Genomic DNA, 18129 nt, shown 5'->3' with positions numbered 1-18129 from the left:
CCTCCAAATCCATTTATATAGGAAAAGGAGGTTCTTTTTGTATCCCAATTAAATCATCGGTTCCGTTGTTTCAGGCGAGGGTTTGGTAGGACGAGTCAGAGAATAAAGCTCCATTTCAGGTCGGTGTATGCCTGTCAGTTCATCAGCCAATAGCTGTGCGGCCACCATACTCGTAACCGTCCCATTTCCCCCGTAACCCTCCAAAAAGTAGCAGTTGGGAAAACGCGGATGTGGACCAATATACGGCAATCCGTCGTGAGAGGTGCCGAATACAGCCGCCCAAGCATAATCAATTTGAAATGGGACACCAGGAAAATGCTCCTGTAGTGCTTGCAGCAGCTTTTGCTGTTGGTGTAACAGTCTGGTTTCACGCTGCTTGGCGTTCAGTACAGGTTCATCCAAACCACCAATAATGATTCGTCCCTCCGGTGTGGAGCGCATATACAGATAAGGGCGAGCTGTTTCCCAGATCAGGCACTGCTCATACCATAAGGGAGCATCTCCGATTGGATTGGTGGCGATAGCATAAGAGCTTTCTAGAACGGCTCCGCGATCTGTTTTAATCTCTTGTGTTTCATAACCTGTTGCAAAAATAACTTTTTTTGCTCGGATAATCCCACCGTTAGTATGACAAACGACCTCATTATCGTTGAATTCAAAATGCTTGGCTTCTGTATGCTCATATAAGCGAACACCGAGTCGGCTGGCAGATTGCAGCAATCCTTGGGCAAACAAAAATGGATTAACCTCGGCATCTTCGTGTGTATACAAGGCTGCCGGTTTTCGAAAAGGGAATCGGGCAGCGACCTGTTGTTCATCCCAGTATTCCACTGGAAATCCAAAACGGGCTAGCTGTTTGTATTCTTCCTGAAGCACCTGTATATCCTCTGCTGTACTTGCATAGTACAGACTGCTGCGGCGAATAAAGGAAGGGTCCGTATCCAGTGTGGCAGCCAGTTTATCTAGCTGATCCAGAGCTTCCCTGCACAAACGGTAAAACAGTACGCCGTTCGTCTCGCCAAAAGTGTTGATAAAAGAGGTTAAGGTCTTGTCATTACTATATTGCAGCAGTCCAGTATTGGCTGAAGAACTTCCATGTACCAGCTTGCGCTTGTCAATAAGTACAGTGTCAACCTGTCGTTCTCCCATTAACCGGGAGCAGATGGATCCACCCATCCCGCCTCCGACGATCAGTACATCACAATTTAAATCTTCAGCCAAAGGCGGAAAATCCAGCGTGTGCTCCAAGGTACTCGGCCAATATGTATTCCCGCTTATCAATTCCATATAAGTAGCACTCCTTATAGGCAATATGTAGTATCTCTTATGTGTACATAGTATTTCGTCAAAGGGACAAGATAACCAGCGTGCAACAAAACACTTAAGGAGGCACAGAGACTATGCAATCTACGAACATGCAACCCTTGTCAGGCAAAGAGCTGGAGTACATCGTGGACTCCATTTCCAATGAAGAACTACTGCTCAAACAATGTGCGGCCACAGCGGCGTCTATTCAGCACCCAGCCATCCAACAAGCCTGTTTGCAACTGGCAAGAACTCATGAGCACCACTTGAATCTGCTTTCTAATGCTCTTCAACAGCATCAGCAGCTTGCTCCAATGCAGCCGCAGCAGTAATTTTGACTAACTAATAAAGGAGGTTTGACAGAATGTATTCACAAAACAATATGTCATTTATGCCCGAAGAGGATTTGCTCTATACCATTCTTGCTGATATGAAACGTACAGTGCGCGAGTACACAACAGCGACGACAGAATCCAATTGCCCGTCTGTGCGTCAGATGTTCACCGACCTTACGAATGATACATTGCGTCTGCAAGGTGATTTGTATCATCTAATGAGCCAGAATAATATGTACGCCGCTCCAACTAAAGCGCTGCGCATCGATTTGGATAAACAGATTCAAGAAGCTCGCAAGACCCAACAGGAATGCCAACAGTTCATTCAGCAGAAGTCGTCATCCGCGGGAGTATATGGTCAACCTATGCATCAGCAAGGCCAGTCTACTCATCAAAGCAACCCTTATTATATGTAAACGGGATTTTCCGTTTTTGAAGCAATTTCCCATAACAGCCGTCCGTCTGCCGGGTTTACCGGGGCGGACGGTTTTTCTTTGCAGGTTTAAAGTGCGTATTGTATGATGTATAGTAATCTCTTTCGATGGAGGCCTTATGTAGAATGACAGAGCTGAATGAATTAAAACTAAAAGTGCTGGAATTGTTAAAAGAAGATGCAAGAAGAACACCGACTCTATTGGCTACTATGCTGGGGGTAGACGAGCAGGATGTACGCACCTCAATTAAAGAGCTTGAAGACCAACATGTGATCGTCAAATACGCCGCTGTAGTCAATTGGGACAAAGTCGACGACGAAAAGGTTACCGCTTTGATCGAAGTGCAGATTACACCTGAGCGTGGAAGAGGATTTGAAGGGATTGCAGAACGGATTTATTTGTATCCGCAAGTTAAATCTGTTTATCTCATGTCCGGAGCATATGACTTGCTGGTAGAGGTGGAAGGCCGAAATCTCCGTGAGGTCGCTAATTTTGTGTCGGAGAAACTGTCGCCTATTGACTCGGTATTGTCTACCAAGACTAATTTTACGCTTAAAAAATACAAGCAGGACGGAATTATCTTTGAGGACCATCAGGAAGATAATCGTCTGATGATTTCGCCGTAAAGGAAGATCATAATGAATCTCAAAACAGAAGCATTTACCGACAGTAACAAGGCTATGAGTTCGTATTTATCCCCATTGGTACGCGAGATTCCATCATCGGGTATCCGTAAGTTTTTTGACCTGGTGGGTGGTAACAAGGACATTATTACCCTGGGGGTAGGCGAACCGGATTTTACAACCCCTTGGCATATGCGGGAAGCCTGTGTCTATTCATTGGAGCGAGGCTTCACCAGCTATACGTCTAATGCGGGAACGCCAGAACTGCGTGAAGCGATTAGTGAGTATCTGAATGAGCAATTTGACGTCCGCTATGATCCTAAAAATGAGATTATCGTAACAGTTGGAGGTAGCGAGGCGATTGATCTTGCGTTGCGCGCCTTAATTGTACCTGGTGATGAAATTCTCGTGCCTGAGCCGTGTTACATTTCCTATTCTCCAATCACTTCGATTGGAGGCGGGATTCCGGTCGGTATTGAAACGTTTGCCAAGGATGAGTTTAAGCTTACGGCTGAGGCGCTGGAGGCAAAAATTACACCAAAATCCAAGGTGTTGATTTTATGCTATCCGAGCAACCCGACCGGGGCTACGATGACTTATGAAGATTGGCTTCCGATTGCTGAAATCGTGGAAAAGCATGATTTGATCGTCATCTCAGATGAAATCTATGCCGAATTGAATTATGGCGACAAGCATGTCAGCTTTGCTTCGGTACCGGGTATGATGGATCGTACGATTCTCGTCAGTGGTTTCTCCAAAGCCTTCGCTATGACTGGCTGGCGTATTGGATATACCTGCGGGCATCCTGATTTGATTGCTGCTATGCTCAAAATCCATCAGTACACCGTCATGTGTGCGCCCTCTATGGGCCAAGTTGCAGCCTTGGAAGGCTTGCGAAATGGTATGGGTGAGAAAGATCGAATGGTAGAAGCCTATAATCAGCGTCGTCGTCTGATGGTTGAGGGATTCCGTGACATTGGTCTGGAATGCCATGAGCCAAGAGGTGCTTTTTACGTTTTCCCGAGTATTCAAAGCACAGGGCTCAGCTCAGATGAATTTGCACAGCGCCTATTGGCAGAGGCCAAAGTTGCGGCAGTACCGGGCAATGTGTTTGGTTTGGGAGGGGAGGGCTACCTTCGGTGCTCATATGCGACTTCTGTCACTCAGCTGACGGAAGCTCTGGATCGGATTGGTCATTTTGTAGAAAAAGTTAAAAAAGAAGGTTAAAATTATTTTTTTATGGGTAATTCATAGAAAATAGTCTTTTATTTCTAAATTTCTATGCTATAATTTGAAATCGGAAGCAGGAAGTTCAATTTTTCAATTACAGGAGGAGTGCTCATGTCATATGTTGGATATAAGTCGCCGAGTTCAATAGGATACGACATTTCCCTGGAAGATGAAATTTTGTTCCTGCGCAATGAGATGATGCGGACGTTTCAGGAAGAGCAGTCCTTCACCTCTGATCTTGTCATCGAGATCAGCTGCAAGCTTGATTTGAAAATCAATGAATACATGAAGCTGTATGGTATGGAATGCAGAGTGTAACTGTGTGAAGTCACCGTAGCTACGAAGAAGGCCGCAGGGCCTTCTTTTTTTGCATTCACAACTTATGATATATTAGTGGCATGGAAGAGGGGGCGTATATATGAGAGCAGGGCTAAAAAGGATATCGCCATGGATTATCGGAATCATAGCACTTGTACTATTGGCTGGATGTGGGGGACGGGACAAGGACAGCTTTTCCATATTTATTATGGATAAAGGGGATGCTTCAGTTATTCGTGACGAACTGGCACAAAAGCTTAAGGATAAGCTGGGCGAACAGGCTCCGACGATCGAGATATCAGTCAGCCCACTGTACAACCAGCAGAAACTGGTCGTAGAATATGCGGCCGGAGAGCATGATTTGTTTCTTTTGCCGGAAGAGGACATGAAGTTGTATGGACAGAATGGCTCGAATCTACCGTTAGATGATGCCTTTGACAAAAAGACGTATGCCCGGGGTGTGTTCGAGGGCGGCGTATTTAAGAAAAAGGAGCAAGGGGAAGAAGGAACGGATGTAATCAAGGCAACCCATTTGTTCGGAATTCCGGTGGAGCAGATGAAGATGTTTAAGGACCTAAAATATAACTCAAACACATTATTTGCTACTGTACCGCCACGCACAAGCAATAAGGAAGAAGCCATCAAGGTACTGAAAGCACTCACAGAATGATAAAGGGGATGGAATGATATGGGTATTTATACCAGAACAGGCGATGAAGGGCAAACTTCTGTGATCGGCGGCCGAGTGTCCAAAGATGACGACCGTGTGGAGGCGTACGGTACCATTGACGAGCTGAACAGCTTTGTAGGACAAGCAATCAGCTTTGCCGAAGGGGAGAAGTTTGCGGACATTCGGACTCAATTGGAAGAAATACAGCAGGAGCTGTTCGATTGTGGTTCGGATTTGGCGTTTGTTAAAATCAATGAAAGTAAATATAAGGTAAAAGACGAGCTGGCAGAGCGGCTGGAAGGCTGGATTGATGCATGCCAGGAGGAAAATCCAAAGGTGGAGCGCTTTATTATCCCGGGAGGAAGCACATTATCTTCGACGCTTCATGTTTGCCGCACGGTTTGCCGACGCGCGGAACGCCGTGCGGTTACACTAGGTAAGCACACAGATATCAATCCCGCGGTACGTCGGTATTTGAACCGCCTGTCCGATTACTTCTTTGTTGTGGCTCGCACAGCGAATGTGCGTCAGGGTGTGCCCGATGTCGAATATGTGCGCAGCAAAAAGGTGTTCCGCAAATAAGGAGGCAATCGGGAATTTGTGATGAGCTTGTACTATGAACCTATCGTATATATGATCCCTCCTGAGGAGGAGGGCATGTTGTTGAAGACCATTCTCCAAAAACGTATGAACATTTCTCGTAAGCTCATATCCAAACTCAAGCTGACCGAACAGGGGATTATGCTGAACGGGATACGTGTGTATATCAGCGTAAAGGTAAAGTCCGGGGATCGAGTAGAGATTCGCATGGAACGCGAGCGTTCCGACGATATTTTACCCGAACCCATTCCTTTTGAGATTTTGTTTGAGGATGAACATCTGTTAGTAGTGAACAAGGCGGCGGGCATGATTGTCCACCCGACTCATGGTCACTACACAGGGACGCTGGCTAACGGGGTTGTGCATTATTGGCAGACCAAGGGGGAGCTGTTTCGGTTTCGTCCTGTTCATCGTCTTGATCAGGAGACGACGGGCGTGCTAGTTGTAGCTAAAAATCCGTATGTCCATCAGCATATTTCCGAACAGATGATTGCGGGAACGGTGGACAAACGCTATACAGCCTTGGTGCATGGGCGCCCTCAGCAGCAGGAAGGCAGGGTGGACGGACCGATTGACCGCAACCCGGATAATCCGCATTTGCGCATGGTGACCCCGGATGGTTATCCTGCTCTTACGCTATATAAGCTAGAGGAAGTGTGGAGCGGAGGAAGCCGCATCGGTCTAAAGTTGGAATCCGGACGTACGCACCAAATTCGGGTGCACATGACATATATCGGTTGCCCGTTGATCGGAGATAAAATGTACCGGATTACACCTAATGACGCTGTGCAACGTGAGCGCTATGATCAGCTTGATGCGAGGATGCCTCGACAAGCCCTGCATGCTTCGGAATTGTCCTTGGTACATCCTGTGACCGGGGAGTGGATGACGTTTTACGCTCCTCTGCCGGACGATATGATCGGAATGCAAGAGCTGTTAAGAGCTCAATATCATCCAGAATAAAATATTCAATAATAGATTGAAACTAAAGGGAGGTTAATCTAGCGATGAGCCAACTGAAAGTATATCAATATTCTAAATGCAGCACCTGTCGTAATGCAGTGAAATGGCTGCAAAACAAGGGGCATGAGACGGAACTGATTCCTATTTTTGAACAACCGCCCGGCCCGGAGGAACTGGAAGACTTGATTAATAAAAGCGGGCTGGAGTTGAAAAAGTTTTTCAATACAAGTGGTGAAGTATACAAAGAGTTAAAGCTGAAAGATAAGCTTGGAAGCATGAGCCGTGAAGAGCAAATTTCACTTTTGTCCTCGAATGGAAGATTAATCAAACGTCCAATTGTAACTGACGGGAGTAAAGTAACGGTAGGATTCAAAGAGGAAACATTTGAGGGGACATGGGGAGCTCAGTAACGCCCAATTTACCACCATGATATGTTATACTGTGGGGGTTAAATAATATGATGAATGGGAGCAATACAATCTGTGACACAACGCAATGAACAATCCGTAATGCTGGTTGACGGCATGGCCCTGCTTTTTCGTGCTTATTATGCAACCGCTGCAAACGGTTATATCCGTCGTACAAAAGCTGGAGTACCAACGAACGCCATATATGGTTTTATTCGATATTTTTGGGATGCAGTCCAAACCTTTAATCCTACACATGTTATTTGCTGCTGGGATATGGGCGGAACGACATTCCGTGGGGAACATTTTGCTGCGTATAAGGGAAACCGAGCCGATGCGCCAGATGATTTGATTCCTCAATTTACTTTGATCCGTGAAGTGACGGACAGCCTCGGCATTCCCAACATTGGGGCGGAAGGCTTTGAAGCGGATGATTGCATCGGGACGCTCGCACGCCATTATTCGCAAAATGAGGACATGGATGTCATGATTCTATCGGGAGATCATGATTTACTTCAATTGGTAGATGAGCGGACACAAGTCATTATTATGAAAAAAGGACATGGCAATTACATGGTATATACCCCGGAGACGCTGTTGTCTGAAAAAGGGCTTAAGCCGCGCCAAGTGGTGGACCTCAAAGGTCTGATGGGTGATGCAAGTGACAATTACCCGGGAGTACGCGGAATTGGTGAAAAAACAGCCCTCAAGCTGGTGCAGGAATACGACTCCATTGAAGGCATTCTGGAAAATCTAGATCAATTGACACCGTCGGTCCGTAAAAAGATCGAGAGTGATTTGGATATGCTGCATCTTTCACGCAAACTGGCTAAAATTCACTGTGATGTGCCTGTTGCATGTGCTTTAGACAGCTGTCTGTTGACACTGGATCACGTGCAAATTGTCGACAAATTTGAGCAACTTGAAATGAAAAGCTTGTGTACGTTGATGGGTGTCGCAACCGGATCATAATGAAGAGCTGTTAGGCTGGGGATGTACATTTCAGATAGACTAAGTTATATAGGGATGCTGACGCTTGGTGCGTGAGTGTCCTTATTTATATGCCATTATGCCAGCGAAGATATATAGCCATGTGAAGGATTTTATACAATTGTGATAAGGGGATTGACCTTAGGCTCGTTTCAGGTGAATATAGTGAAGAGAGATCATGGAGAGGGGATTACAACAGCTATGACAGTATTGGGAGCAATTGAGGCAGGCGGCACCAAATTCGTATGTGGAATCGGAAATGAACGTGGGGAGGTCTTGGAAAGAGCAAGCTTTCCAACAACAACTCCAGCAGAAACCATGGAGAATGTCATCGCATTTTTTGAAGGCAAAGGGATTGAAGCGCTGGGTGTAGGCTCATTCGGACCAATTGATCCTATCGAAGGCAGTGATACATATGGTTATATTACAACAACGCCAAAGCCGCATTGGGGAAATTATAATCTGATTGGCAAACTGAAGGAGCATTTCGATGTACCTATGGGGTTTGACACGGATGTAAATGGAGCAGCACTGGGTGAATCCATTTGGGGTGCGGCTAAAGGATTGGACAACTGTCTGTATATTACAATAGGTACAGGCATCGGAGCGGGTGCTTTGGTTGGCGGAAAGCTGGTACATGGATTGTCCCACCCGGAAATGGGACACATTTTGGTACGTCGTCATCCAGAGGATAACTATGAGGGCACATGCCCATATCATGGAGATTGTCTGGAAGGACTGGCAGCCGGTCCGGCGCTCGAAAAAAGATGGAAGGTTAAAGGACACGAGCTTTCTGTGGATCACCCTGCCTGGGAAATGGAGGCGCATTATCTGGCACAGGCTCTAATGAGCTATATTTTAATCCTCTCACCGCAAAAAATTATTATGGGCGGCGGAGTAATGAAGCAGGATCAGCTGTTCCCGCTCATTCGTACCAAGCTTCAACAACTTTTAAACGGGTATGTACAGCATTCAAGTCTGACTACAGAAATTGAGCAATATATCGTATCTCCAGGATTGGGTGACAATGCTGGATTGTGCGGAGCTCTGGCTTTGGCCAAGGAAAAGCTGAATTCTTAGAATTTATGGTTGACGGTACTCCAAGGTCCGGTTATCATATAGGCAACAGCATAGTACGGATCAAAAAGGGAAGCACCTTTCTTGCGAATACGCGGGATAGGTGCTTTTTTTTGCGTTTTTGTATTGTGCGGGTCAGTAATCTAATTATATGAGGGAGGAAGAATCATGGAGATTGTATTTTTAAATCGCTTGTCCAAACGGAATGAACAGGGCTGTGAGGACTTTGCGCAGGTATGGATTGGACAACATGAAGGGGGATGGAGTGCAGGCTGGAGCACACACCATGTCCCAGATGAAAGTATAGACGATCTTTGGTATGAGGGGAGTTTGTGGCAGGAATTACTGCATGTATACCGTCATGAGCTGGCGCTCAAGATGGCTGAGGGCTACAGGCCTCTAATTCATGGCGTTTTTCATGAACAAGAAGGATCATCGGGACGTGGACAAACGCTACAAAAGCTGTATTGCTATAGTGATTTGTTTCCGCGTGATGAGGTGTATGAACAATTGACAATGTGGAGACGGCAAAAGGCAGCAGCTGAGCGAAAAGCACCTTATTTAATCGCTACGAATCGACTACTTCGACTCATCAGTGTCTTTCTTCCTCATACCGAAGACGAATTGTTAGAACTGCCTGGTATGGGCCTGGGTAAGGTGTCGCAATATGGAACGGAGCTATTGGCTATTACGAAGCAAAATGATCGGACTACGCCATTTCCGCTGAACTGGGTAACAGAGGCACTTGAAGAAGAAGTTTTTTTGTCATGGCTGTACAAGCAAAAAGAAAACCAGTACAGACAGGAACTAAACAAGTTTAGCCTGACTAGAGCGATTATCGAAGGTATTTCGGACGGTCTTTCACTGGAGCATATCGGAATGAAGACAGGCTTGCACCGTCGAGAAATGATTGAAGCTGTGGAACATTTGGATAGGGATGGAATGGATATGGAGAAGCTGATCTGCACGGAATTGGCACATGTATCTGAGGAGGAGCAAGCAGCCATCTGGTCTGCTTATGCAGAGTTGGGAGATACGCTGCTCAAGCCCATTATGCTAAAAGTGTATGGAGAAGAAAAAGCGACGGAAACAGGAATGGATCAAATTTATGAGCGATTGCGATTGATTCGTATACGGTTCCGCCATCAGGAGGTACCTGACCAACATGTTGGATAATATAGAGACGATTGGAAGTGCCCTAAAGTACAAATAAGGTGCAATATAAAAAAAGCAGCAGCGAGTTCCTCATAGGAATCAGCTGCTGCTTTTGATGACCAAGCTTGAAAAATCGGAATAAACACCCAGCTTGGTAGTTTTGGTTTACTCTCTTCTTTTCAAACCCAGTCCTTCTTGCGGAAAATGCAGAACATACTGACACCTAGTGCCACCATAATCCCAATGACGACAAAATAACCATAACGTGTATGAAGCTCAGGCATATTATCAAAGTTCATCCCATATATTCCGGTAATGACCGTCAACGGCATAAATACGGTTGTAATGGCGGTAAACACACGCATGATTTCATTAGCACGGTTGGCGATACTTGACTGATAAGCTTCTCTAAGGTTCCCCATCAAGTCGCGATAAGTTTCGAAAGTCTCCGAAATTTTCACAGCATTTTCATAAATGTCGCTAAAATATTTTTGTAGTTGATCGTCGATAAGTCGCAAATCCCGTTTGTTCAGGGTATTGATGACTTCCTTTTGCGGGCCGAGCACTTTTTTTAGCCATAAAATCTCACTGCGCAAGCCGATGATTTCGTTCAAGTGCGACTTTTTCGTATGCATTAGAATGTCTTCTTCCAGCTTTTCAATACGAACCTCAATCCGGTCACCAACCAGAAAATAGTTGTCAACGATCAAGTCGACCAACAGATACATAAAACGGTCAGGCTGGCTGACTTCCTGCTCCCACAGCATAGGCTTGAGAGTACGAAGCTCATTGATTTTCTGCTTGGTCACCGTAATGATAAAATGGCGGCCGAGAAAAATGTTCAAAGCACGCAAAAATATTTCTTCATCATCAAAACGAATACTATTTACAACGATAAAATAATGGCTTTCATAAATTTCAATCTTTGGACGCTGTTCTTCTTCACTTAAACAGTCCTCTACTGCAAGATCATGCATAGAAAATAAGGGCTGGAGCACTGTCAGATCCTCGACATCGGCATCAATCCAATAAAAGCCTTCTGCCGGTGCAGTGAGCGCCATTTCAATTTCTTCGACAGGGGTAAAAACCCCGTTGTTAACCAAACGGATTTTCATATATGTCACTCCTTATGCTCCGTCGTAACGGAAATACGTTTACCTTAAGCATAAGGAATGGACTCAGTTAGCCAGTTAGCCGGTTCGGGTAAGCGTGCATACCATCAAAAGCAGAAGGCTTTTGGAGCGTGCAGAGCCTGGCGTCCCGTCTTTCGGCAAGCTGAAGTCATTCCTATGCTGTTGTTCAGGGATCGCCGCCTATTCGGACTCGGGTCGCCTTCCATTCCGGATTCACCTCACAAATGTTCTTTTTTAGATTGCCACAGTATCGCAGAAAACACTCTAATCTACACTGCTGCACCATATTTTTGCCTATTAGCACTTGTATAGTATAACGCTCGGCCTACGGCCTTTCAAGCGCAAAATCATGGGCAAAATCAACAGCAGTCATATGAGCTTCTACGACAGCGAGGATATGATTTAACCTATGGAAAAGGTAGACAAAATGTGAATGCAGGGCACAAATTTATAAGTCCATCTTGACGAAGCCCAGCCGATGCATTAAAGTGAACAACAAGAACTTTGTGAACCCAAAATGAATATAGCGAAATCTTATCAAGAGCAGGTGGAGGGACTAGCCCGATGATACCCGGCAACCGGCGATTTTTATCGCACGGTGCTAATTCTTGCAGGACTCGCGCTTTGTACAAAAAAGCGTAGCCCTGACAGATGAGAGAGGCGCATATGGATACAAATATGACCTTTCTCTAACTGAGAAAGGTCTTTTTATTATATGCCCGGCATCTCTACCAGACGATTTTCGCACAACTTACCGATCAAGGAGTGAGTTTACATGCCGATTAAAATCCCAGACACGCTGCCTGCCAAGGAAGTGCTGGAGGGCGAAAATATTTTCGTAATGGATGAAAGCTTGGCTTATCATCAGGATATTCGTCCGTTGCGTATCGCCATTTTGAATTTAATGCCTACCAAGGAAACGACGGAAACCCAACTGTTGCGCTTAGTCGGTAATACGCCGCTACAAGTAGATGTCACGTTGGTGCATATGAAGTCTCATATATCCAAAAATACATCGCAAGAATATTTGAACATGTTCTATAAAACGTTTGATGAGATCAAGAACAGTCGTTTTGACGGCATGGTCATTACAGGAGCTCCGGTTGAACAGCTTGAGTTTGAGGATGTGAACTACTGGGAAGAGATCCGGCAGATCTTTGAATGGACGAAAACGAATGTAACTTCGACCATGCATATCTGTTGGGCCTCACAGGCAGGCTTATACCATCATTTCGATGTCCCTAAATACGGGCTCGACACCAAATGCTTTGGCGTATTTCCACACACCGTAATTAAACCTAAAGTAAAATTGCTACGCGGCTTTGATGAACTGTTTTATGCTCCTCACTCCAGACATACAGAAGTTCGGCGGGAAGATATTGATCATATTGCCGAATTAGAAGTCTTATCCGAATCCGAGGAAGCTGGAGTATACCTAGTAGCCACACTTGACGGTAAACAAATTTTTGTAACAGGGCATTCTGAATATGACCCGCTTTCACTGAAATGGGAATACGACCGCGATGTGGCCAAAGGACTGGATATTGACGTCCCCAAAAATTATTTTCCTAACGATGATCCTGAACGCATACCACCCTCTATCTGGCGAGCTCATGCCAATTTATTATTTTCAAATTGGCTTAACTATTATGTATACCAAGAAACACCTTATGATATCGGACCTCAGATTTAAAAAGGGGCTTGTCGTTTACCCTTATACAGTAACACCTTGCAGTAGCGCAGCAGTATAGTCTTGGACATCCATTTTTGCAGCATATGTTATAGCACCTACTATGGAAGTGAACAGGAGGATTCATATGAGTGAGAAACAGTGGAAAATCGAAAGCAGATTGGCACAAATTGGTTCAATTGAGGAGCCAGTAACTGGGGCTGTTAATTACCCGATTTACCAATCTACGGCATTCCGCCATCCCCGTCTGGGCCAAAGCACTGGGTTTGATTACATTCGGACGATTAATCCCACCCGAAAGGTACTGGAAGAGGCTGCTGCTGCACTTGAATCTGGTGATGCAGGCTTTGCTTGCAGCTCAGGTATGGCAGCGCTGCAAACTGTATTTGCATTGTTTGGACAGGGAGACCACCTCATTGTATCGCTGGATCTTTATGGCGGGACCTATCGTTTGCTAGAGCGTATTTTATCCAAATTTGGTGTGACCGCAAGCTATGTGGATACAAACGATCTTGAAGCACTCCAACAGTCATGTCGACCGAATACCAAAGCTGTATTCATAGAAACGCCTACAAACCCGTTAATGATGATAACTGATATTCAAGCGGTGGCTTCATGGGCATCACAACATGAGTTGCTTACTATTGTAGATAATACGCTGCTAACACCATATTTCCAGCGGCCATTGGAACTGGGTGCGGATATTGTGGTACATAGCGCAACCAAATATTTGGGCGGGCACAACGATGTGCTGGCAGGGTTGATTGTAACCAAAGGAAAAGAGCTGTCAGCTGAAATTTCCTTCCTGCACAATTCCATAGGGGCCGTGCTTTCCCCGAGCGACTGTTATCAGTTGATGAAGGGGATGAAGACGTTAGCGCTGCGCATGGATCGACATGAGCATAATGCAACGGTGTTGTCTAATTATTTACTGACGCATCCGGCAGTGGCGGAAGTATTTTACCCGGCGCTTGAAGGTCATCCGGGTCGTGAGATACAAAATAAACAATCCAGCGGAAACACAGGGATTTTCTCCTTTAAAGTAAAGGATGCTCGTTATGTGGAACCTTTGCTTCGTCATATTAAGCTTATTGCGTTTGCCGAAAGTCTGGGCGGTGTGGAATCGCTAATGACTTATCCTGCTGTGCAGACACATGCGGACATACCGGCAGAAATTCGGGATGCAGTCGGGGTAGATGACAGGTTGCTTCGTTTCTCCGTAGGTATCGAGCATACAGATGACCTGATTGAAGATTTGCGTTCGGCACTGGAAGCGGCACGTCAAGAAGTAGAAGGAGGGGAGCAGCAATGATAGAGGATGCGAGGAAGATCGGAGAGGATCAGGACAAAGGGCGGAAATTCGCAACCAAGCTGCTGCATTTTGGCTCTGAAATTGACAGTGTTACAGGGGCATCGAGTGTCCCGATCTATCAAGCTTCGACCTTTCACCATCATGATATTTTTAATCCTCCACAGCATGATTATAGCCGCTCAGGTAATCCGACACGACAAGCTTTAGAAGATTATATCGCATTATTAGAAGGCGGAGCTTGCGGTTTTGCCTTTGCCTCTGGTATGGCTGCTATCTCCACTACATTTATGCTCTTATCGGCTGGTGATCATGTCATTGTTTCGGAGGACGTATATGGAGGAACATATCGACTGCTGACCTCCATCTTGAAACGGATGAATATCGAAACGACCTTCGTTGATATGACGGATCTCAACCTTGTGAAAGAGGCGTTGCAGGAGAATACAAGGGCTGTGTATATGGAAACCCCCTCTAATCCGACACTCAAAATTACCGATGTGGCAGGAATAACCTCTTGGGCAAGAGATAATGGGCTGTTGACGTTATTGGATAATACTTTTATGACACCTTATTATCAACGTCCGATTGAGCAGGGAGTCGATATTGTATTGCACAGTGCGACCAAGTTTTTAGGTGGACACAGTGATGTACTGGCAGGACTTGCGGTAGCTCGTACTGAATCATTGGGGAGACAAATCAAGCAGCTGCAGAATGGATTGGGTACCGTGCTGGCTCCGCAAGAGTCTTGGTTGCTTATGCGTGGGATGAAGACACTAGAGGCGCGTATGGCTCACAGCGAAAAAAGTGCAGCTAAGCTTGCAAACTGGCTAAACGAGCGCAATGACATTGAAGCGGTATACTATCCGGGTTTGGAGAACCATCCAGCGCGTGCAGTTCATGAGAGTCAATCGAGCGGTTATGGTGCAGTGATATCGTTTGATGTGGGTTCTGGTGAGCGTGCAAAAGAGGTCCTCAGTCGTGTACGTATTCCCATTGTGGCGGTGAGTCTGGGAGCTGTGGAAAGTATCTTGTCGTACCCAGCAATGATGTCACATGCGGCTATGCCGCAAAGTGTCCGGTTGGAGCGCGGGATTACGGACGGTCTACTCCGTTTTTCCGTAGGTCTGGAGGACATTGATGACCTGATCCGTGATCTGGATGAGGCGTTGCGCTAGAGAGTTAGCACAACCGTAGCAGCTTAACGTTATACGAAGGAAGCAAATAGGTACAGCCCTAAGCAGCAGGTTTCCGGTATTCAGGAGACTTGCTGTTTTCTATATGAATGACATGATAGACAGTGTGAAAAAAGGCACTTTTCAGTCTAAGTATGGTTCCTTACCAAAAGATATGTTAGTATTATCATTAGGTTTTACTATGCTAAATAGCACAGACAACATACAAGGCTAGTCATGAACATACATTACGGCAGGGTTCGAACGCAGGTTTGTGAAAGCATTCTCGTTCATAAGTCCTGTCTTTCATTTCGTCGCCCTGTGACAGCGAAGGAGGATACACCATGAGTGTAATCGACCATATTTTAGATAAAGCCCTACGCGGCGAACGCCTGAATTTAGAGGATACCGTTGCTTTGTTCGAATCAGACGAGGTTGAAAAAATAGGTCATGCGGCCAATAAAGTCATGAATCGCATGCATCCCGATCCCATAAAAACCTTCGTCATCGGACGAAATATTAACTATACGAACGTGTGTGACGTATACTGCCGCTTTTGCGCTTTTTACCGCAGACCGGGTTCCGATGAAGGTTATGTTTTGCCGGATGAGGTGATTTTCCAAAAAATTAAGGAAACGCAGGATGTAGGTGGCACCGAAATCCTAATGCAAGGCGGTGTAAATCCAAACCTGCCGTTCAGCTATTATACCGATTTGCTAAAAGCTATTAAGGAACGTTTTCCCGATATCACGATGCACTCCTTCTCACCAGCTGAAATTCACAAAATGAAGGAAAAATCCGGTCTATCCATGGAGGAAACGATTCGGGCCATTCATGAAGCTGGGTTGGATTCGCTGCCAGGCGGAGGCGGAGAGATTTTGGACGACCGCACACGCCGCAAAATTAGCCGTCTCAAAGGCTCCTGGCGTGATTGGATGGATGTTATGCAAACAGCTCACAAGGTTGGGATGAACACGACAGCTACGATGGTTATCGGCTTTGGCGAGTTGATGGAGGAGCGTGCACTGCATTTGTTGCGTGTCCGTGATGCTCAGGACGAATGCATTGAAAACAAGTATAACTCTGAAGGATTTTTGGCCTTTATTCCATGGACCTTCCAACCAGACAACACCAACCTGAAGAAGGAACGCCAGACGCCAGAGGAGTATTTGAAAACTGTAGCGATCAGTCGTCTTGTTTTGGATAACATCAAGCATATCCAGTCTTCATGGGTAACCATGGGACCGGAAATCGGTAAAAAATCGCTGTACTACGGTTGCGATGATTTTGGCAGCACCATGATTGAGGAGAACGTAGTTTCCGCTGCAGGTGCAACGTATAAGGTCAACATTGAATCCATTTTACAGTTGATCCGTGAGACGGGTCACATTCCGGCACAGCGCAATACCCGTTATGATATTATTCGTACTTTTGACAGTGCCAGCAGTATTGAGCATGACTTTATTATGCAAAATTAAGACCTGTTATTACGCGCTATAACTAGAACGCTTATCTATCACTAATCCAAATGGAGGGATTGATGTAGATAAGCGTTCTTTGTCGTCTGTTAGAAACAACAGAATGGTTTAGATGGGCGGTCGGCTAGTCTCCTGCAAAGGACCGCCCTCTCCAAAGGTATACGGTCTATTTCGGTGAACAAATCTTTGAACTGCCACCGCCCTTGTAAGCGGCTGTTGCTAAAGAGTAGGGATGCTACAACATCCTTACTCTTTTTTAGTGTCTACATATTAGCTATATTGTATCATTATTGCCAATCCGCATGACAATGGAGTAAAAGCGTATTTTGGTTAATATATTGGGCTTTGCTACGTTTCCCAGCACTTCATATGCATGATCTCAGCCTGTGGGTCTGCCATTTGGATGACTGCCTTAAAGCGCTGCAAATCTAGAAGATGAACGCTGTAAACGATGACCATTTGTTCTTTTTTATCTGATTCACTTTTCATCTTACCCTTTATCTGGGCAGAGCCTTCAATAGGTGTGCCGTGTAAACGCAACCTGCGATATATGGCATCTTCGACAGTTTGCTGTTTTTTGCTGACAACACAGACCATGCGTCTCAGACCAGTAAACATCAGCCGGGTCGTTTCATATGCAGCGAGACAGGATAAGGCGGAATAGAGGGCTGGCTCCCATCCTAACACAAAGCCAGCCGTAATGAGCAGCAGGCCATTACACAACATTACAATCTGTATTAACGGAATTTTCCGATGGGTTAGTACCAAAGTGGATGGACGGCCATCGTCAGATTCGCTAAGTCCTAGTGAATCAAGCAGCCCCCCGTGACGAGCTGTCAGTGCTGCGCCAAGCCCAATACAGATTCCGCCTCCCAAAGCGCATACGACCGGATGGCCGCTCACTGCCGGAAAAGGCGAGAGAATGATGGCTGAGCCTGAAAAGGCAAACAAGCCGGGGAGTGCGCGAAGCAGCATGGGCTTGTGAGTAAACAAAGAATACAGCAGCATTAGTGGCAAGTTTAATACGAATAGCAGCAATCCAAAATGCTCCTGTGTGTAAAGCGACATGAGTCTGGAGATTCCTGTAACGCCTCCAGCGATCATATCGTGCGGATGTAAAAACAATTCCAGACCGACGGATGCCGTAATTCCGCCAATCACCGTATAAAAGACAGGGAACCTGCTCGCATCTCCTGAAGCGGGCTTCACAAGCCGCCTCATAGAGTTTCGGCATGTT

General features: G+C 45.7%; 19 protein-coding genes and 1 riboswitch. Of the genes, 16 read left to right on the top strand and 3 right to left on the bottom strand.

Annotated elements, in window-relative coordinates:
- Window positions 1–48: 48 nt before the first annotated feature.
- Window positions 49–1287 carry an NAD(P)/FAD-dependent oxidoreductase gene (locus KSP24_RS19630; protein WP_064963912.1) on the bottom strand — a complete coding sequence of 413 codons (1239 nt, stop codon included), beginning with the start codon at window positions 1285–1287 and terminating at the stop codon, window positions 49–51.
- A 113-nt stretch (window positions 1288–1400) separates the two neighbouring features.
- On the opposite strand from KSP24_RS19630, the gene KSP24_RS19625 reads away from it, so the two are divergent.
- The 12 genes from KSP24_RS19625 (at window position 1401) to KSP24_RS19570 (ending at window position 10128) form a co-directional block, all read left to right on the top strand.
- Window positions 1401–1637: a hypothetical protein gene (locus KSP24_RS19625; RefSeq protein WP_013370103.1), complete on the top strand. Its 237-nt coding sequence runs from the start codon at window positions 1401–1403 to the stop codon at window positions 1635–1637.
- Between the two features lie 32 nt (window positions 1638–1669).
- Window positions 1670–2056: a spore coat protein gene (locus tag KSP24_RS19620; protein ID WP_064963911.1), complete on the top strand. Its 387-nt coding sequence runs from the start codon at window positions 1670–1672 to the stop codon at window positions 2054–2056.
- A gap of 143 nt (window positions 2057–2199) precedes the next feature.
- Window positions 2200–2700 carry an Lrp/AsnC family transcriptional regulator gene (locus KSP24_RS19615; RefSeq protein WP_013370105.1) on the top strand — a complete coding sequence of 167 codons (501 nt, stop codon included), beginning with the start codon at window positions 2200–2202 and terminating at the stop codon, window positions 2698–2700.
- 12 nt (window positions 2701–2712) lie between these two features.
- The gene (locus KSP24_RS19610) at window positions 2713–3924 is read left to right on the top strand and encodes an aminotransferase class I/II-fold pyridoxal phosphate-dependent enzyme (protein WP_016820529.1); all 1212 of its coding nucleotides are present in this window, start codon (window positions 2713–2715) and stop codon (window positions 3922–3924) included.
- Window positions 3925–4038: 114 nt separating this feature from the next.
- Complete coding sequence (locus tag KSP24_RS19605) at window positions 4039–4245, top strand: aspartyl-phosphate phosphatase Spo0E family protein (protein WP_013370107.1); 207 nt, start codon at window positions 4039–4041, stop codon at window positions 4243–4245.
- Between the two features lie 100 nt (window positions 4246–4345).
- Window positions 4346–4915 (top strand): hypothetical protein, encoded by a 570-nt coding sequence (locus KSP24_RS19600; RefSeq protein ID WP_013370108.1) that lies wholly within the window; start codon window positions 4346–4348, stop codon window positions 4913–4915.
- 18 nt (window positions 4916–4933) lie between these two features.
- Window positions 4934–5497 (top strand): cob(I)yrinic acid a,c-diamide adenosyltransferase, encoded by a 564-nt coding sequence (locus KSP24_RS19595; protein WP_013370109.1) that lies wholly within the window; start codon window positions 4934–4936, stop codon window positions 5495–5497.
- Between the two features lie 21 nt (window positions 5498–5518).
- Complete coding sequence (locus tag KSP24_RS19590) at window positions 5519–6478, top strand: RluA family pseudouridine synthase (protein ID WP_216976388.1); 960 nt, start codon at window positions 5519–5521, stop codon at window positions 6476–6478.
- A 44-nt stretch (window positions 6479–6522) separates the two neighbouring features.
- Window positions 6523–6888, top strand: a complete 366-nt coding sequence (locus KSP24_RS19585; protein ID WP_013370111.1) for an arsenate reductase family protein — start codon at window positions 6523–6525, stop codon at window positions 6886–6888.
- A gap of 72 nt (window positions 6889–6960) precedes the next feature.
- Window positions 6961–7857 carry a 5'-3' exonuclease gene (locus KSP24_RS19580; RefSeq protein ID WP_013370112.1) on the top strand — a complete coding sequence of 299 codons (897 nt, stop codon included), beginning with the start codon at window positions 6961–6963 and terminating at the stop codon, window positions 7855–7857.
- Window positions 7858–8076: 219 nt separating this feature from the next.
- Window positions 8077–8955: an ROK family protein gene (locus KSP24_RS19575; protein ID WP_172800007.1), complete on the top strand. Its 879-nt coding sequence runs from the start codon at window positions 8077–8079 to the stop codon at window positions 8953–8955.
- Window positions 8956–9120: 165 nt separating this feature from the next.
- Entirely contained in the window at window positions 9121–10128 is a 1008-nt protein-coding gene (locus tag KSP24_RS19570) for an HRDC domain-containing protein (RefSeq protein ID WP_216976311.1), read from the top strand.
- A gap of 158 nt (window positions 10129–10286) precedes the next feature.
- Here the strand turns inward: KSP24_RS19570 and corA are convergent, their stop codons facing one another.
- On the bottom strand, window positions 10287–11222 hold the full coding sequence (gene corA / locus KSP24_RS19565; RefSeq protein ID WP_013370115.1) for a magnesium/cobalt transporter CorA: 936 nt from the start codon (window positions 11220–11222) through the stop codon (window positions 10287–10289).
- 549 nt (window positions 11223–11771) lie between these two features.
- Window positions 11772–11898: riboswitch (SAM riboswitch) on the top strand.
- Window positions 11899–12015: 117 nt separating this feature from the next.
- On the opposite strand from corA, the gene metA reads away from it, so the two are divergent.
- The 4 genes from metA to mqnC all read left to right on the top strand — a co-directional run bounded on the left by metA (window position 12016) and on the right by mqnC (window position 16892).
- The gene (gene metA, locus KSP24_RS19560) at window positions 12016–12933 is read left to right on the top strand and encodes a homoserine O-acetyltransferase MetA (RefSeq protein WP_040101786.1); all 918 of its coding nucleotides are present in this window, start codon (window positions 12016–12018) and stop codon (window positions 12931–12933) included.
- 124 nt (window positions 12934–13057) lie between these two features.
- Entirely contained in the window at window positions 13058–14242 is a 1185-nt protein-coding gene (locus KSP24_RS19555) for a PLP-dependent transferase (protein ID WP_013370118.1), read from the top strand.
- Window positions 14239–15417 carry an aminotransferase class I/II-fold pyridoxal phosphate-dependent enzyme gene (locus tag KSP24_RS19550; protein ID WP_216976309.1) on the top strand — a complete coding sequence of 393 codons (1179 nt, stop codon included), beginning with the start codon at window positions 14239–14241 and terminating at the stop codon, window positions 15415–15417. Before KSP24_RS19555 ends, KSP24_RS19550 begins: the two co-directional genes overlap by 4 nt.
- 341 nt (window positions 15418–15758) lie before the next feature.
- Window positions 15759–16892 carry a cyclic dehypoxanthinyl futalosine synthase gene (mqnC, locus tag KSP24_RS19545; protein ID WP_016820516.1) on the top strand — a complete coding sequence of 378 codons (1134 nt, stop codon included), beginning with the start codon at window positions 15759–15761 and terminating at the stop codon, window positions 16890–16892.
- A gap of 348 nt (window positions 16893–17240) precedes the next feature.
- Here the strand turns inward: mqnC and KSP24_RS19540 are convergent, their stop codons facing one another.
- Window positions 17241–18101, bottom strand: coding sequence for a YitT family protein (locus KSP24_RS19540; RefSeq protein WP_013370121.1), 861 nt, complete (start codon window positions 18099–18101; stop codon window positions 17241–17243).
- Between the last annotated feature and the right edge of the window lie 28 nt (window positions 18102–18129).

Origin of the sequence: Paenibacillus sp. AK121, assembly GCF_019042715.1 — a bacterium.
In the GTDB taxonomy this organism is placed as follows: Bacteria; Bacillota; Bacilli; order Paenibacillales; family Paenibacillaceae; genus Paenibacillus; species Paenibacillus polymyxa_C.
The sequence above is the reverse complement of the archived record's forward strand: the minus strand, read 5'-3'. Positions and strand labels throughout refer to the sequence as shown.

Bases quoted from the DNA above. Each gene is read 5' to 3' on its own strand.
- KSP24_RS19630 (WP_064963912.1), bottom strand. From the start codon at position 1,287: ATGGAATTGATAAGCGGGAATACATATTGGCCGAGTACCTTGGAGCAC.
- KSP24_RS19625 (WP_013370103.1), top strand. From the start codon at position 1,401: ATGCAATCTACGAACATGCAACCCTTGTCAGGCAAAGAGCTGGAGTAC.
- KSP24_RS19620 (WP_064963911.1), top strand. From the start codon at position 1,670: ATGTATTCACAAAACAATATGTCATTTATGCCCGAAGAGGATTTGCTC.
- KSP24_RS19615 (WP_013370105.1), top strand. From the start codon at position 2,200: ATGACAGAGCTGAATGAATTAAAACTAAAAGTGCTGGAATTGTTAAAA.
- KSP24_RS19610 (WP_016820529.1), top strand. From the start codon at position 2,713: ATGAATCTCAAAACAGAAGCATTTACCGACAGTAACAAGGCTATGAGT.
- KSP24_RS19605 (WP_013370107.1), top strand. From the start codon at position 4,039: ATGTCATATGTTGGATATAAGTCGCCGAGTTCAATAGGATACGACATT.
- KSP24_RS19600 (WP_013370108.1), top strand. From the start codon at position 4,346: ATGAGAGCAGGGCTAAAAAGGATATCGCCATGGATTATCGGAATCATA.
- KSP24_RS19595 (WP_013370109.1), top strand. From the start codon at position 4,934: ATGGGTATTTATACCAGAACAGGCGATGAAGGGCAAACTTCTGTGATC.
- KSP24_RS19590 (WP_216976388.1), top strand. From the start codon at position 5,519: ATGAGCTTGTACTATGAACCTATCGTATATATGATCCCTCCTGAGGAG.
- KSP24_RS19585 (WP_013370111.1), top strand. From the start codon at position 6,523: ATGAGCCAACTGAAAGTATATCAATATTCTAAATGCAGCACCTGTCGT.
- KSP24_RS19575 (WP_172800007.1), top strand. From the start codon at position 8,077: ATGACAGTATTGGGAGCAATTGAGGCAGGCGGCACCAAATTCGTATGT.
- KSP24_RS19570 (WP_216976311.1), top strand. From the start codon at position 9,121: ATGGAGATTGTATTTTTAAATCGCTTGTCCAAACGGAATGAACAGGGC.
- corA (WP_013370115.1), bottom strand. From the start codon at position 11,222: ATGAAAATCCGTTTGGTTAACAACGGGGTTTTTACCCCTGTCGAAGAA.
- metA (WP_040101786.1), top strand. From the start codon at position 12,016: ATGCCGATTAAAATCCCAGACACGCTGCCTGCCAAGGAAGTGCTGGAG.
- KSP24_RS19555 (WP_013370118.1), top strand. From the start codon at position 13,058: ATGAGTGAGAAACAGTGGAAAATCGAAAGCAGATTGGCACAAATTGGT.
- KSP24_RS19550 (WP_216976309.1), top strand. From the start codon at position 14,239: ATGATAGAGGATGCGAGGAAGATCGGAGAGGATCAGGACAAAGGGCGG.
- mqnC (WP_016820516.1), top strand. From the start codon at position 15,759: ATGAGTGTAATCGACCATATTTTAGATAAAGCCCTACGCGGCGAACGC.